Source organism: Micromonospora sp. NPDC048839 (genome assembly GCF_040649915.1).
GTDB lineage: Bacteria > Actinomycetota > Actinomycetes > Mycobacteriales > Micromonosporaceae > Micromonospora.
The window spans coordinates 53,441-68,083 of record NZ_JBEZGL010000006.1; the positions used below are offsets into that span (position 1 = coordinate 53,441).

At 70.5% G+C, this 14,643-nt stretch carries 11 protein-coding genes; 8 read left to right on the forward strand and 3 right to left on the reverse strand.

All coding sequences use genetic code 11. From position 1 onward, the window contains the following. From AB0C25_RS13455 to AB0C25_RS13470, 4 genes are all read left to right on the forward strand, one after another. Positions 1-852 (forward strand): hypothetical protein (locus AB0C25_RS13455; protein ID WP_357372848.1); only part of this gene is annotated, 852 nt, incomplete at its 5' end. 644 nt (positions 853-1,496) lie between these two features. Beyond that, entirely contained in the window at positions 1,497-2,528 is a 1,032-nt protein-coding gene (locus AB0C25_RS13460; protein ID WP_357372850.1) for a hypothetical protein, read from the forward strand. Next, positions 2,525-3,625 carry a hypothetical protein gene (locus AB0C25_RS13465; RefSeq protein WP_357372852.1) on the forward strand — a complete coding sequence of 367 codons (1,101 nt, stop codon included), beginning with the start codon at positions 2,525-2,527 and terminating at the stop codon, positions 3,623-3,625. The genes AB0C25_RS13460 and AB0C25_RS13465 overlap by 4 nt, the downstream gene beginning before the upstream one ends. 133 nt (positions 3,626-3,758) lie before the next feature. Continuing rightward, on the forward strand, positions 3,759-4,301 hold the full coding sequence (locus tag AB0C25_RS13470; protein WP_357372854.1) for a hypothetical protein: 543 nt from the start codon (positions 3,759-3,761) through the stop codon (positions 4,299-4,301). A gap of 46 nt (positions 4,302-4,347) precedes the next feature. Here AB0C25_RS13470 and AB0C25_RS13475 read toward each other — a convergent pair whose 3' ends face one another. Both AB0C25_RS13475 and AB0C25_RS13480 read right to left on the reverse strand, forming a co-directional pair. Then, a complete protein-coding gene (locus AB0C25_RS13475; RefSeq protein WP_357372856.1) occupies positions 4,348-4,815 on the reverse strand; it encodes an NUDIX hydrolase in 468 nt (155 codons plus the stop codon). 338 nt (positions 4,816-5,153) lie between these two features. Beyond that, complete coding sequence (locus tag AB0C25_RS13480; RefSeq protein ID WP_357372858.1) at positions 5,154-7,844, reverse strand: RICIN domain-containing protein; 2,691 nt, start codon at positions 7,842-7,844, stop codon at positions 5,154-5,156. A 563-nt stretch (positions 7,845-8,407) separates the two neighbouring features. On the opposite strand from AB0C25_RS13480, the gene AB0C25_RS13485 reads away from it, so the two are divergent. From AB0C25_RS13485 to AB0C25_RS13495, 3 genes are all read left to right on the forward strand, one after another. Further along, positions 8,408-9,526: a LacI family DNA-binding transcriptional regulator gene (locus tag AB0C25_RS13485; RefSeq protein ID WP_357372860.1), complete on the forward strand. Its 1,119-nt coding sequence runs from the start codon at positions 8,408-8,410 to the stop codon at positions 9,524-9,526. A gap of 513 nt (positions 9,527-10,039) precedes the next feature. Further along, positions 10,040-10,843 carry an HAD-IB family hydrolase gene (locus tag AB0C25_RS13490; RefSeq protein ID WP_357372862.1) on the forward strand — a complete coding sequence of 268 codons (804 nt, stop codon included), beginning with the start codon at positions 10,040-10,042 and terminating at the stop codon, positions 10,841-10,843. Between the two features lie 87 nt (positions 10,844-10,930). Then, positions 10,931-11,563: a TetR/AcrR family transcriptional regulator gene (locus AB0C25_RS13495; RefSeq protein ID WP_357372864.1), complete on the forward strand. Its 633-nt coding sequence runs from the start codon at positions 10,931-10,933 to the stop codon at positions 11,561-11,563. A gap of 7 nt (positions 11,564-11,570) precedes the next feature. Here the strand turns inward: AB0C25_RS13495 and AB0C25_RS13500 are convergent, their stop codons facing one another. Further along, positions 11,571-12,317, reverse strand: a complete 747-nt coding sequence (locus AB0C25_RS13500) for an oxidoreductase (protein ID WP_357372866.1) — start codon at positions 12,315-12,317, stop codon at positions 11,571-11,573. A 333-nt stretch (positions 12,318-12,650) separates the two neighbouring features. On the opposite strand from AB0C25_RS13500, the gene acs reads away from it, so the two are divergent. Further along, positions 12,651-14,615 (forward strand): acetate--CoA ligase, encoded by a 1,965-nt coding sequence (gene acs, locus AB0C25_RS13505; protein ID WP_357372868.1) that lies wholly within the window; start codon positions 12,651-12,653, stop codon positions 14,613-14,615. Positions 14,616-14,643: the final 28 nt, after the last annotated feature.

Consider the following 14,643-nt stretch of genomic DNA (forward strand, 5'->3'; position numbering starts at 1 on the left):
GGCCTCGCCCTGACCGCCCGTGTCACCCTGCGAACCCTGCGCGCCCTGAACGCCCGCCGTGCCCTGAACGCCCTGCGCACCCTGTGCGCCCTGAACCCCCGCTTCGCCCTGAGCTCCCGTGTCACCCTGCGAGCCTTGAAAGCCCTGCGCGCCCTGAGCGCCGGCCACGCCCTGAGCGCCCGTCACACCCTGCGCACCTTGGGCGCCCTGAACCCCGGCCTCGCCCTGACCGCCCGTGTCACCCTGCGAACCCTGCGCGCCCTGAACGCCCGCCGTGCCCTGAACGCCCTGCGCACCCTGTGCGCCCTGAACGCCCGCCTCGCCCTGAGCTCCCGTGTCACCCTGCGAGCCTTGAAAACCCTGCGCGCCCTGAACGCCGGCCACGCCCTGAGCGCCCGTCACACCCTGCGCACCTTGGGCGCCCTGAACCCCGGCCTCGCCCTGAGCCCCCTGAGCGCCCTGGACCCCCGCGCCACCTTGCGTCCCTTGAGCACCCGCGTCGCCCTGTGCACCCTGGAAACCTTGGGCGCCCGTGCTGCCCCGAGCACCTGCGTCGCCCTGCGCCCCTTGAGCACCTGCGTTTCCCTGCGCTCCTTGAGCACCTTGCGAACCCTGAACGCCGGCATCGCCTTGGGCGCCGGTAGCGCCCCGGGAACCCTGGAAACCTTGCGCACCCGCGTCACCCTGCGCACCCTGAGCGCCCGCGTCACCCTGGGGGCCTTGAGTGCCCTTGGCGCCGTGCGGGTAGTGCGGGTAATCCGACTTGGGCTTCTTGCCCTTGTCGTTCCCACCCCACGGACCCTGCCAGCCCTGGGGGCCACAGTCCGGTGGCGTGTCCGGGTGCTGGTCTGACGAATCAGGTCCATCGCCGTCCTGGCGAACGCTCGACCCGGACAACGGCCAGCTGGCGTACTGGCCGAGCGGACCGGGCGTACCGATGTGCATGCTCCGAGCAGAGGATGTCGCCTCCTCGGGTTGCGCTGCGGCTGCGGGTCCGCCCGTCATCCCGACTACCAGCAGAGCAGAGCTCAGCCCTGACGCGGCGCGACCATGCTTCAGGACGCGCTGCAGCCGCCGGTCGTTGTTCATGACCCCTCCAGAGAGCCACTCCGGACACACCCAGAGCTGCTTGGCAGTGACTTGCCGCCACGTCGTAGGCGAGGTGCGGCGTATTTGGCCGATTCAGACCTTACGTACGCTTTTGCCGTACATGGCAGTTTTCGTCAAGGTGGATGTTCGTCATGATTCGACGGACAGGCCGCAGCGCGATGCTCCTGTCCGGACCACCCTTCCCGAGTACTCGTCATATTTGGCCACGTGACTGCCGAGAGGGGACGTGACGCGCGTGGGCGAACGTCGATCACCGCTCCGAGCCTGCGACGACTGCTGACTCACCATGGGCCGGGATGTCGACAGCCGACGTTCCCCCGGTGGAGGGACGGCGTTGGCCCCTGCTGGGGAGGAGTGGTGCCCCCACCGGCACGGATGATCGGCCCATGACTGTCGATGAAGTGTCGCGTGGTCCCGGCCTCGACGGGCTGGCTCTCGGCCGCTCGCCGCGGGCGCGGGTGACCCGAATGCTGATCGGCTACGGGGTGGTCGCCGCGGTGCTGCCGTACCTGTTGCTGAAGATCTTGTGGATCGGCGGGGTGATGGTCGGCGTGCCGGAGGGTTCGCCGGCGCGTGGCACGGACTTCGTCGCACCGAACATCGTCACCGCGGCGATGGATGTCGTGGCGATCCTTGTCGCGGTGGCGTTCACGCACCGCTGGGGAATGCGGCTGCCCGAGTGGCTGGTGCTGGCACCGGTCTGGGTCGGCACCGGGCTGCTGACCCCGGCCGTGATCGAGGTGGTCAACGGCGCGGCGGCCGGCGCGGTGACAGGTGGCCGGGAGGTGAGTCTTTCCGGAGGCCTCGTGGCCCCATGGACCTATGTGGTCGTCTACACCTCGTTCGCGTTGCAGGGCGTGCTGCTGTCTGCCGCCTTCCTCGGGTACGCGCGGTCACGCTGGTCGTACCTGTTCGACCGTCCGTCGGCCGCCGGCATCGGCGCGACCCGTGGCCTGCAGGTGGTGCTCGCCCGCGCGGGTGGCGCGGCCGCTGCGGCGATCGCGGTCGCGCACCTGGTGATGGCGTTCGGCGCGGAGGGCGCATTCCGGGGTGCCTACCAGGAGGGGTGGGAGTACACGGCTCGCTCGGGCGAGGTCGTGAACGCGCTGATGGCGGTGTCCGCCGCCGTTGGTGTTCTGCTCATGCTGCGCCGGCCGTCCGGCGGCAGCCGCACGGCGGCGCGGGTGGGGTTGGCGCTGACCTGGCTCGGCACGGGCGCGATGTTCGGGTACGCGCTGCTCACCCTCCTGGCGGTGGTCCTCGGCGCGCCGGAATCGGACAACGTCACCGCCCTGAACGGGCTCACCCAGTTGGGCGCGCTGCTCGCCGGGGCCGCCCTGGCGATCACCGCCGCCCTGCATCTGCTGGAACGTCGCCCCGGTCACGAGCACCCTGCGTTCGCCGAGGGCACGCTGTGACGGCGGCGAACCGGCCCGACCGGGTCCGGACCCGGGACCGGTACGGCTACGCCGCCGTGATCGTCACCGGTGGACTCGCCGTGCTGGCGCTCATCTGCGCGGCAACCGGGAAGGGCTACCCGTTCGGACCGAACGATCCGGTCGATGACATGTCGCTGATCCGGGCCGTTCCGCCGGGAGCCGGTGCGGCACTACTGGCAGGCGTCCTGCTGGGCGCAATGCTGATCATGCTCGGGACGGCGGCGCGACGTACCGCGCGTCCAGGTGGTGCCGCTCGTGCCGCCGTGCTCGTAGCGGGGTACGCGGCGGTGGTCGTCATGCTGTTCGTGGTGCCCGACATCCGGCTCCTGGCCCTGGTCGCCTACCTGCCGATGCTCGTACTGGGGGCGCCGTTCGGTTGGCCGGACGTGGACTACCGCTCGATCGTGACCGCGGTGATCGCCTGGCAGGGCGTCAGTGTGTCCGTAGGACTGTTGGTGGCCGTCCGCCTGGTGCGCTGGCAGCGCGCCAGTCGGGACGCCTGCGTCTCGTGCGGCCGGGCGCACATCCGTACCGGATCGCCTTTCCACGCGGCCACCGTGGGTCGATGGGCGACCGGCGTCGCGGTCGCCGTGCCGTTGCTGTTCGCGATCACCCGGTACGCCTGGATGGCCGGTGTTCCCCTCGGTATCAGTGACGCGGCGATGCGGCACCTGCTGGAGACCGACGGACGCTGGCGAGGCGGTGCCCTGGCCACCTTCGCCGTGGTCGGGGCGGGGCTGACGCTGGGACTCGTGCAGCGTTGGGGCGAGGTGTTCCCCCGGTGGGTCGTGCGGCTCGGCGGGAGGCGGGTGCCGGTGCGCCTGGCGGTGGTCCCGGCCATGGTGGTTGCCGCGCTGGTCATGTCGGCCGGGCTGGGTCTGGTCAGCAACACCGACATCTTCTTCGGCGAACTCGGGGCGCAGCCGTGGCTGGTCGGCACCCACGTGCTGTGGCCGGTGTGGGCCGCCGCGCTCGGTGTCGCGGCCTACGCCTACCACCTTCGCTGCCGTGAACGATGTGCCACCTGCGGCGCCGGCGACAACGAGCGGCAGCCAGACGATCGGGAACGTACGTGACAGCGGTCATCGTTGTTCAGGACCGGGTCGGTCGTCCCCATCGATTCCGTGGGTCTGTGTATGTTCCGCAGGTGATCTTCGTGCGGATCCGCGACAGACCGGGGTTGCCGTGACGTCGGCACCACGTTGGCCGGTGGTCGCACCCACGGTCGCGGTCGGCCTCCTGGTGCTCGGCCTGGCGCTCAACGGCGCAACGATGGTCTACGACCTGACGAACCACGACGTGGTCTATCCCGTGCCGCCCGAGGAGGCCGGCAACCGCAACGGGCTGGCGGACCTCGGCCTCCTGGTGTTCAACCAGGTGGCCACCGTCGTGTCCGGCCTGGCCATGGCCGTTCTCCTGCTGTCGATGGTGGGGCTCGTACGCGGCCGGACATGGGCGCATGTCACCGCTTGCCTCGTGGCCGCCCCGTTCGCTCTCTGCTGCGGCGTGGCGTTCATCGACGGGCGAGGTTCCTTCGCCGGAAACCCAGACGGCCCGAGCGCCAACACGCCTCAACACACGTCGGCGTCAACCTGGGTCCTCGTCGCGGACGCGCTGGGGCCGCCCCTGATCGTCGGCGCGGCGATCACCGTCCTGATCCTGCTGTTCATCCCGATCACCTACCGGCGCTTCCACCCGCCCCGTGAGCAGAACGGCCCCGGATTCCGGCGAACGCTGTTCGGCGAGGAGTAGGCACGGCTTCCACCCGGCCTGGACAACCCGCTCCCGCACCAAAGGCCTAGCTGGCGCTGCCGTGTTCCGCGTACGCGGACATGCCGTTGATGCGGGCTGCGATCGCAGTGCGGATCCTCCGGGCGAGCCGGGGTGGGCCGTACTGCTCCAGGGACTCTGCGAGCACGTAACGCCACTCGGTCAGCTCACCGTCCGCGAAGCGGATCTCACGCTCCTGCTGTGCGCCGAGTGATCCGCCATCGAAGATGAAGAGCAGCTTGTCGCCTTCGTGTTCGGCGGGCGCCCAGTCCACCACGAGCATCGGCCCGAGCGCCGGGGTGAGAGCAAGCTCTTCTTGAATCTCACGCCTGCACGCGGCACGAGGCGACTCGCCGGGCTCGACGTAACCGCCGGGGATCTCCCAGTGCTCTTTGTAGCTGGGACGTACGAGGAGCACGCGACCTTCGTCGTCGAAGAAGAGGACGCCTGCGGCGACACGTGGGGTTGCCACGGCTGGCATCTCGTCGGTCGTCACCAGGGCAGCCTAGATGGGCGACTTCAGTCCAGCACCGTGAGTCGCGGGCCAATCCGACCAACTCGGCCGAGGGCTTGCCACGCTGCCGACGCGCTGCGGGACGCCTGTACGACGCGGTCACGACGACGGCCGGAACCTTGCGAGGTGCGGCCGACGTCGGCGAGACCGCGAGCCGGTCGGTGGCCCGCGCGAACAGCACCACGCACCCGTAGGCCGCCCTGCGGGATGGTCACCGATTGATCGCGGCCGACTCGGGCGCACAAACCGTGCCCCCGAGTCGGCGCGACAATCGGCAGCCCGTTACCGGCGGCCGAACCTGGCACTCACCTCCGCCACTGTCAGGCGGGTACGAACTGCCACTGCTGGTTGGTCCCGCCGTTGGCGGTCCACTGCACGACCTGCGCCCCGTCGCTGGTCGAGGCGGCGGAGACGTCAGCCACGAGTCCGCTGCTGCGGCTGACGATGGTGTAGTACCCGTCGCCGGTGGGCCGCAGATACCACGACTGGTTGGCGCCGCCATTGGCCGACCACTGCTGTAGTTGCAAGCCCTGGGTGGTGCTGCCGGCGTTGACGTCGAGCATCTTTCCCGAGGCGGTGTAGCGCAGGGTGTACGAGTCCTGCGCGGTGCTGATCGTCCACGTGGGGGAGCCGCTCTGCTGGACCGCCTTGGCACCGTCCGCGGTGGAGTTACCGGCGATGGCGAGGGGCTTACCGCTGTTGCGGTTGACGATGCGGTACGTGCCTGCTGCCGGCCCGGTTCCACCGCTTCCACCGAGGTTGAGGTACTCGACCGCGTCGGTGAAGACGGTGCTGCCGGACTTGGCGGTCGACAGCTGCAGGTACACGCGGCTGCCGGTGGCGGGGGCGGTGAAGGACACCGGTTGGGTGACCCGCGTGCCAAGTGGGATGGTCAGGTTGCTGCTGCCGGACGCGACGACCGCGCCGGTCGGGCTGTCGAGCCGGGCGGTCCAGGTGAAGCCCACCGAGGTGTTGGTGAGGTCGTCGTTGAACACGGTGATGTTGCGGGTCACCGTGGCGTTGCGGGCGTAGGTGGGCACCGCCTGTGCCAGCGGGAAGTTGCCGTTCGAGTCCGAATTGCCGGAGGCGGACCAGTAGGGGAGGTCGATCGCGGCCACCGGGTTGAACGCCGCCTGCACGCGCTGGATCTGCGGGTTGCTCCACGGATCGGGCAGGTTGTCCACTCCGTAGATCGGGTGACCGCCCTCTTCCGGGGTGAAGTCGGTGGACCGCACGCCGGGCACGACGCTGGCCCAGGCGGACAGCAGCGTGTACGGACGCAGGTCGGTGGCGCCCTTGCCGCGCTTGGCGGCAGTCGCGGTGGCGAACCACTCGAAGCCCTGCTTGTTGTTGCATGCCGGCCAGATGAACTCGCCCTCGCCGTCGGGCCGCCCGTTCACGGTGACCACGCCCTCCCCGTACCTGCCGAAGCCGTCGACGTAGTGCGGGATCACCGCGAAGTTGGCGTACGTCATCCCGGGATACAGGCTGACATTGTTGCCGACGCCCACCTCGACAATGATCGGCCGGGTGCCGTCGGCGCCGTTCATCGCCGCGTACAGGTCCTTTTCGAACTGTTCGGAATCCTGGCCGCTCTGGTTCGGCTCGTTGTTCTGACTCCAGCGGATGATCGCGGGGTGGTTGCGGTCGCGCAGGACCAGCGCACGGGCATGGTTGATCATGTTTTCGCGCCCGACGGAGTTCTGCCACTCCTGCGAGGACTGGGAGCCCCGAATCGCGACCTCGTCGATGATCATCAGGCCCATCTCGTCGGCGACATCCAACATGTACGGGCTCCCGGGCTCCTGGTGGATGCGCACCACGTTGTAGTTCAGCCGCTGGTAGTTGTCCACCGCCTGCGGCCAGCCGCCGTTGCCGGACGACGGGGGCAGGAAGCCGGGCAGGGTGTGGTACGCGTCGCCCTTGCCGCCGTTGTTGATCCGGTCGTAGTCGGCACCCTGGAGGTTGTCGCCGCGGAAGTTCACGCGCACGCCGTTGAGGTAGTAGTAGTCACCGTTCTGGGTGGCCTCGCGGAACCCGAACCGGTACTCGGCGTCGCTCGTCCGGCCGTCGTCGGTGACGGCATGCACCGTCAGTCCGTGCAGCTGCGCCCGGTACCCCGACCGGTACGGCACGTTGGGCCACCAGTACGAGGTGCTGTCGAGGTTCCACGCGACCGGCCCGACGGTCACGGTCGCGGTCGAGCGGGCCGCCACGGTGACCGTACGGCTGGGCAGTGCCGGGTAGCTGAAAGCCGTTCCGTTGCTGGACGCCAGCGACCCGGTCAACGTCACCGACCGGGAACTGCCCGACGTGTTCCGCACCGTCACGTCGTAGGTCAGCGTCTTGTTCGCCACCGACGTACGCACGAATGTGTCGCTGACGTACACCGCCGGGTACACCCGCAGGAACGCGGACCCGAAGATCCCCTGCGGTACCGCCTCGGACCACGTGGCGGCGTCGGGCACCAGGTACCGGCCGTTGGATGCCTTCAAGGCGCCGCGGCCCTTCACGTTCACCGTGATCGTGTGGGTGGTGCCGGGCGCCGCGTATGCGCTGATGTCGAAGTTCGACGGGGTGAACGCCGTCGTCTGGGTGGCGACCACGCGGCCGTCGACCGACAGTGTCGCCTGGTGGTTGACGGCGCCGAACTCGATCCAGGTCGACTGCGGCTGCCCCGAGTCCGGCACGGTGATGCTGCGTGAGTACACCGCCTCGTTCACGGTGGTGAAGCCCTGCTTGTACCAGCCGCCACCGGGTACCGCGATCGTGGTCGCCGCCCGGCCCGCAGGCGTGAAGGCCCACGTCCCGGCCAGGTCGACCGAGGAGATCGCGGCGTTCCCGGCCGCCACACCGTCGACACCGGCGGCCGCGACACTCTGCGTCGCGACCGGCGCCGCCAGGGCCAACCCGGGGGTCGCCAGGGCCACGCTCGCGGCGACCACGGCTACGGCCAGCCCTCCAGCCGCTGCCGGCAACCAGCCGCGCCGGCGGGCGTTCGAACGATGCATGCCAACCTCCTGTGACTCATCCGCCAGCTCCGCAACAACCGGTTCGGGGCACAGCCTCAAGGCCAATGCTCGAACCGGTTCGACAAATCTGCCGGCGTCGCCGATCACCCAGGAAGGGTGATTACGGCCCGATACATAGCTATGTATTAATGGGCGTATCGCGCGTGAAGTCAAGGTTTCGAGACGGTTAATTCCTGCTCCTGACGCCTCGCCGGCTTCGAGTGACCGACGATTAGTACGACCCTTCCGGAGCGCTGGGGCATCCCGCTCAGGCATTCCGTGTCGCCGGCTCATCGACGTGACGTCGATCGGGTAGCGAATCGATTCGCCTCTGCGGCACCCGGCCGCGCGGCACGTCGGAGGCGTGGACGGCACCGGGGTCCTCAGCGAAGTCGGCGGGCGTCCGGCCTGACCTGTTGAGTTCGAACTGGGGTTAGGGTGCCGGTGAGGGAACGTGCTTCGCCAACGTCACGGGCGGGTTACGGGACCTTGATGGCGAGTGTCTGATTGCGCAGACATGACTGCGCAATCATACCGGACTATGGCCGGCGATGGGAGGTGCCATGACGCGACTGGCGAGGCCGGGTGGAAGCCCTCCGACGCCGCGCAGCGTGGACGTCGCGCGGCTGGCCGGCGTCTCCCAGAAGACGGTGTCCAGGGTCCTCAACGACGAGCCGTACGTCTCGGCCGACGTGCGCCGGCGGGTCCTGGACGCCGCCGAGGAGCTCGGCTACCGGCGCAACCAGGCGGCCCGGGCGCTGGCCTCCGGGCGGACCCGGTCGATCGGCGTGGTGACGCTCGGCAGCGCCTTGTACGGGCCGGCGTCGTGGCTCATGGGCATCGAGCAGGCGGTCCGGAAGATGGGCTACACGCTGCGGGTGGCCACCACGATCGAGGGCGACCCGGGCGGCATCGCGAGCGCTCTGGCGTCGCTGCTGGACCAGGGCGTGGACGGCGTCGTCATCTCCGAGCCGATCGACGAGGGCGTCGGCCTCATCAGCGTGGACGTGCCGGTCCTTGTCCTCGGCGCGCCGCCCACCTTCACCGCGCCGCAGGTGGTGACCGCCAGGGTCGGCGCGGGCCGGCTCGCGCGGGCCGCGACCGAGCACCTGCTGGAGTTGGGACACGGGACTGTCCATCACCTGGCCGGCCCGCAGCGGTGGTATTCGGCACGGGACCGTATCGCCGGCTGGCGCGAGGCGCTGCGAGCCCACGGCGCGGACGAGCCGCCGGTCGTCGAGGGCGACTGGTCGGCCGCGTCCGGTTACGCGGCGGGCCGGGAACTGGCCGGCGACGGCACCGTGACCGCAGTGTTCGCCGCGAACGACGACATGGCGATCGGTCTCATCCGCGCGCAGCTCGAGGCCGGGCGCCGGGTGCCCGAGGACATCAGCGTCGTCGGGTTCGACGACATCCCGGTCGCCGCCTACGTCACTCCCCCGCTCACCACCGTGCGGCAGCCGTTCGACAAGGTCGCGCGGCAGGGCCTCGCGCTGCTGATACAGGTCATCGAGAAGCCGGACGTCGAGCTTCCACCGGCGGCCGAACAACCGGTCGAACTCGTCGTCCGCGCCTCGACGGCGCCACCACCGCCCCGGCCGATTCCGGAACGTGGCCGCCGAGCGATTCCCCCTGCCCGCGGTCAGCTCGCCGACAGCGAGGCCCCAGCCACCCGGCCCTGATCAGCGTCGATCTGCTCACCTACGGCGGCACGTCACCCGAGGCCCGCACTGGTCAGGATGGCGACGCCAGCACCAACTCCGCGCCCGCAGAGCTCAGCACACCCGACGCCTCAACCTCGAACTTCAGCCATGATCCCGAACGGCGGCTGCCGTACCAGCCGTCGCCTGGCCGGGAGCGCTCCCCACAAAGGGACGACCCCCGTCGGGGGGAGACGGGGGTCGTCGAAGGTTCGGCTCCGGGGGGGTCGAGCCGAACCACTCAGCGGCCACGGGGGGTGCAACCGCTGAGGGTCTTTGCCTGTTCGGGGATGTGAAAGCTCGTCGTACGGATAAGTCTGCCTGAGCGGACCCGTCACGTCGAGTGGTGCCGACCCCACTCACTGCGAAAATCTCCTTGCGGAGTGTGATCGTGATCACGCAGAGCGGGACTTTTGGTGTCAGCCCGCAGGTCTGAGGGGTGGCCTGACCCCGGGCACCCGCCGACGATAGACCATCCGGCTAGACTTTCGCGCCGTGGGCCGAAGTGCCGCTTTCTTCGATCTGGACAAGACCGTCATCGCCAAGTCGAGCGCCCTGGCGTTTGGTCGGCCGTTCTACCGGGACGGGCTGATCACCCGGCGTGACGTGGTCAAGTCGGCGTACGCGCAGCTGATGTTCCGGCTGGGCGGCACCGACGAGCAGACCATGGCCCGAACACGGGACTACCTGGCTGCGCTCTGCAAGGGCTGGCAGGTGGAGCAGGTCCGCCAGATCGTCGCGGAGACGCTGCATGAGCTGATCAACCCCTACGTGTACGCCGAGGCCGCTGTCCTGATCGCGGAACACCAGGCCGCCGGGCGGGACGTGGTGCTGGTGTCGGCGTCGGGCGAGGAGATGGTCCGGCCGATCGGCGAGCTGCTCGGGGTGACCGACGTGATCGCCACCCGGATGACGGTTCGGGATGGCCGGTACAGCGGCGAGGTCGAGTTCTACGCGGCCGGTCCGAGCAAGGTCGAGGCGGTCGGCGAGTTGGCCGCCGCACGGGATTACGACCTGGCCGACTCGTACGCCTACTCCGACTCGTACAGCGATCGTCCGCTGTTGGAGTGTGTCGGTCACCCGAGTGTGGTCAACCCGGACCGGCAGTTGCGCAAGCTGGCCGCGGAGAACGCGTGGCCGGTGCTGGAGTTCCGGCACCCGATCCCGCTGGGTCGCCGCCTGCGGGAACGCCCTGCCGTGCCGGTGGCCGCGGCGGCCCTGGGTGTCGGGGTGGGCGTGGCCATCGGTATCGCCTGGTACGGCCGGCATCGCCGGACCCGCGCCGCCGCGACCGCCTGACCGGTCCGGCCGCGCGACCTGGCTCGCCCACCTGGTCAGCGATGCGATGATCGCACCGCCGCACCCGGCCCGCCCCCGAGGAGAGCCATGTCCGACACCAAACAGCGCCTCCTCGACGGCACCATCGCCGCCATCCGCGAGCACGGCATCGCCGGCGTCTCCGCCCGTACCATCGCCGCCGCCGCCGGGGTGAACCAGGCGCTCGTCTTCTACCACTTCGGCACTGTCGACGTCCTGCTCGCGGCGGCCTGCCGGACCAGCACGGCAGCGCGGGTCCAGCACTGGTCGGCACGGTTGGCCTCGGCCGGGTCGCTGCGCGAGCTGCTCGCCGTCGGGCGGGCGCTGCACGACGAGGAACGCCAGCTCGGCAACGTCACCTTCCTGGCCCAGATGCTGGCCGGGGCACAGGCGGACCAGCGGATGGCCGCGCCGACGGCCGCGGCGCTCCAGCTCTGGGTGGACGAGATCGAGGCGGTCCTGCGCAGGCTGCTCGCCGGGTCGCCGTTCGTCGAGGTGGCCGACGTGCCCGGCCTGGCCCGCGCGGTGTCGGCCGCCTTCATCGGGCTGGAGCTCTACGAGGGGGTGGACCGGGCGGGCGCCGACCAGGCGTTGGCCGCGCTCGACCAGCTCGCGCTGCTGCTGGAGATCGTCGACGATCTCGGGCCGATCGCCCGCCGAGCGCTGCAAGCCAAGGTCAACCGCGCGGTACGGCGGGAGTGACCGTCACTCAGGCGGCGGCGAGGATCTCGTCGCCGATGACGGTGAGCTGGTCGGCGCCGACCTCGACCGCCGCCAGGTAGTGGCGCAGCCACGAGCGCAGCCCGTCCGGGGTGCCGGTGGCGAAGGCGCCGGCCGAGCCGACGTACTCGGGCTCCCGCTCGCGGTGACCGACGTCGACGGCGAGCAGCCCGCGCGGGTCGAGGCCGCTGGCGAGCAGCACCAGCCGGGCGGCGCCCCGGGCCACCACGCCGGACGGCCCGGCGAACGGGCGCAGGTTCAGCAACTCGCCGTGGACCACGGCGGCGAGCACCAGCGGTGAGACGGTGCTGCCGCCGGCGACCAGCCCGGCCAGCCCGTCCAGCCGGGCGGCGACCACGGGATCGGCCACCGGCCGGCCCAGCTCGGCCTCCGGCACCAGGTCCCGGGCGGCGAGCACGTGCAGTTTCGCGAGGGCCTGCCGCGGGGCCTTCGGCCAGAGCTCACTCAGGCCGGGCAGCGCCCCGGCGACCCGCAGCGCCCCCTGGAGCACGGGGTCGGTGACGGTGCCGGCGCGGACCGCCTCGCGTTCGTGCCCGGCCCCCTCCAGGGCGGCGCTGGCCACCGCCGAGCGCAGGCTCACCTCGGCGGCGACCTGCCCGCCGTGCCGACGCAGCGCACGATGCCCGAGCGCCTGGTCGAACCGCTCGCGGGCACGCTCGACGGCGGCGGCGATGTCGGCGAGCGCGAGCAGGGGCGCGAGCGGGTCGGTGGTCACCCCGCCACGCTAGCGACCCGGCCCGGCCCGACGGGTCGCACCCGGCCACGACGCGACCCGCACCACCCGCCCAGGCGCCCCCGTTCGGGCCGACACAGGTCGCGGGCAAGATCAACACGGGTTCCGTGAAGTCGGGGTGTCCGCCTGGCCTGGACACCGCGATTTCAAGGAACCCGTGTCGATCAAGGTGCCACCGGCGGCGACCCGGGCCGTCGGGCGCGCGGCGGGAGCCGCTCGGCGCGACGGGGCGGGCAGCGGTCGCCTGGCGCAGGACCCGGGACTACCCTCGTGCCCAGCGAGACGCAGGTCACCCGAGGACGAAGGAGTCACGGCATGAGCGAGGCATTGGCAAATCTGCTGAACGAGACGCGCCAGTTCCCCCCGCCGGCCGAACTCGCCGCGCACGCCAACGTCACCATCGACGCGTACGCGGAGGCCGACACCGACCGCCTCGCCTTCTGGGCGAAGCAGGCCGACCGGCTGGCCTGGTCGAAGAAGTGGGACGAGGTGCTCGACTGGTCGAACCCACCGTTCGCGAAGTGGTTCGTCGGTGGGCAGCTCAACGTGGCGTACAACTGCCTGGACCGGCACGTCGAGGCGGGTCGGGGCGACAAGGTCGCCATCCACTGGGAGGGCGAGCCGGGTGACACCCGGACCCTCACGTACGCCGACCTGCACGAGCTGACCTGCCGGGCGGCGAACACACTCACCGAGCTGGGTGTGACGGCCGGCGACCGGGTGGCGATCTACCTGCCGATGATCCCGGAGGCGGCGGTCGCGATGCTGGCCTGCGCCCGGATCGGCGCGGCACACAGTGTGGTCTTCGGCGGCTTCTCCGCCGACTCGCTGAGCAACCGGATCCAGGACGCCAGCGCCAAGGTGGTGATCACCGCGGATGGCGGCTACCGGCGGGGGAAGCCGTCGGCGCTGAAGCCGACCGTGGACGAGGCGGTGGCGAGCTGCCCGTCGGTGGAGGCCGTGCTGGTGGTCCGCCGCACCGGCGAGGACGTGGCGTGGTCGGAGCGGGACCACTGGTGGCACGAGACGGTGGAGACCGCGTCGGCGGAGCACACCGCGCAGCCGTTCGACGCCGAGCACCCGCTGTTCATCCTCTACACCAGCGGCACCACGGCCCGCCCGAAGGGCATCCTGCACACCACCGGCGGCTACCTGACCCAGGCGTCGTACACGACGCACGCGGTCTTCGACCTCAAGCCGGAGACGGACGTCTACTGGTGCACCGCCGACATCGGCTGGGTCACCGGCCACTCCTACATCGTGTACGGCCCGCTCTCGAACGGCGCCACGCAGGTGATGTACGAGGGCACCCCGGACACCCCGCACAAGGGCCGGTTCTGGGACATCGTCGAGAAGTACAAGGTCAGCATCCTCTACACCGCTCCGACGCTGATCCGCACGATGATGAAGTGGGGCGAGGACATCCCGGCCGGGCACGACCTGTCGTCGCTGCGGCTGCTCGGCAGCGTCGGCGAGCCGATCAACCCCGAGGCCTGGATGTGGTACAGGGAGTTCATCGGCGGCGGAGCGCTGCCCATCGTCGACACCTGGTGGCAGACCGAGACGGGCGCCATCATGATCTCCCCGTTGCCAGGGGTGACCGCGACCAAGCCGGGATCGGCGATGGCCCCGCTGCCGGGCATCGTGGCCGACGTGGTCGACGACCAGGGCCAGTCGGTGCCGAACGGTGGCGGCGGTTACCTGGTGCTGCGCGAGCCGTGGCCGTCGATGCTGCGGACCATCTGGGGTGACGACAACCGGTTCATCGAGACCTACTGGAGCCGGTTCGACGGCATGTACTTCGCCGGTGACGGGGCCAAGAAGGACGACGACGGGCACATCTGGCTGCTCGGCCGGGTCGACGACGTGATGCTGGTGTCCGGGCACAACATCTCGACCACCGAGGTGGAGTCGGCACTGGTGTCGCACCCGGCGGTGGCCGAGGCGGCGGTGGTGGGCGCGACCGACCCGACCACCGGGCAGGCCATCGTCGCGTTCGCCATTCCGCGCGGCAGCACCGACATCGCCGGCGACGCCGGTGAGCAACTCATCGCCGAGCTGCGCAACCACGTGTCGAAGACGCTGGGGCCGATCGCCAAGCCGCGGCAGATCATGCTGGTGGCGGAGCTGCCGAAGACCCGCTCCGGCAAGATCATGCGCCGGTTGCTGCGCGATGTCGCGGAGAACCGGTCGCTCGGTGACGTGACCACGTTGCAGGACTCGTCGGTCATGGAGCTGATCTCCTCGGGGATGAGCGGGGCGAAGTCCGACGAGGACTGACGGCAGTCGTACACACCGGAGGGTGGCG

Bases quoted from the DNA above. Each gene is read 5' to 3' on its own strand.
- AB0C25_RS13460 (WP_357372850.1), top strand. From the start codon at position 1,497: ATGACTGTCGATGAAGTGTCGCGTGGTCCCGGCCTCGACGGGCTGGCT.
- AB0C25_RS13480 (WP_357372858.1), bottom strand. From the start codon at position 7,844: ATGCATCGTTCGAACGCCCGCCGGCGCGGCTGGTTGCCGGCAGCGGCT.
- AB0C25_RS13485 (WP_357372860.1), top strand. From the start codon at position 8,408: ATGACGCGACTGGCGAGGCCGGGTGGAAGCCCTCCGACGCCGCGCAGC.
- AB0C25_RS13495 (WP_357372864.1), top strand. From the start codon at position 10,931: ATGTCCGACACCAAACAGCGCCTCCTCGACGGCACCATCGCCGCCATC.
- acs (WP_357372868.1), top strand. From the start codon at position 12,651: ATGAGCGAGGCATTGGCAAATCTGCTGAACGAGACGCGCCAGTTCCCC.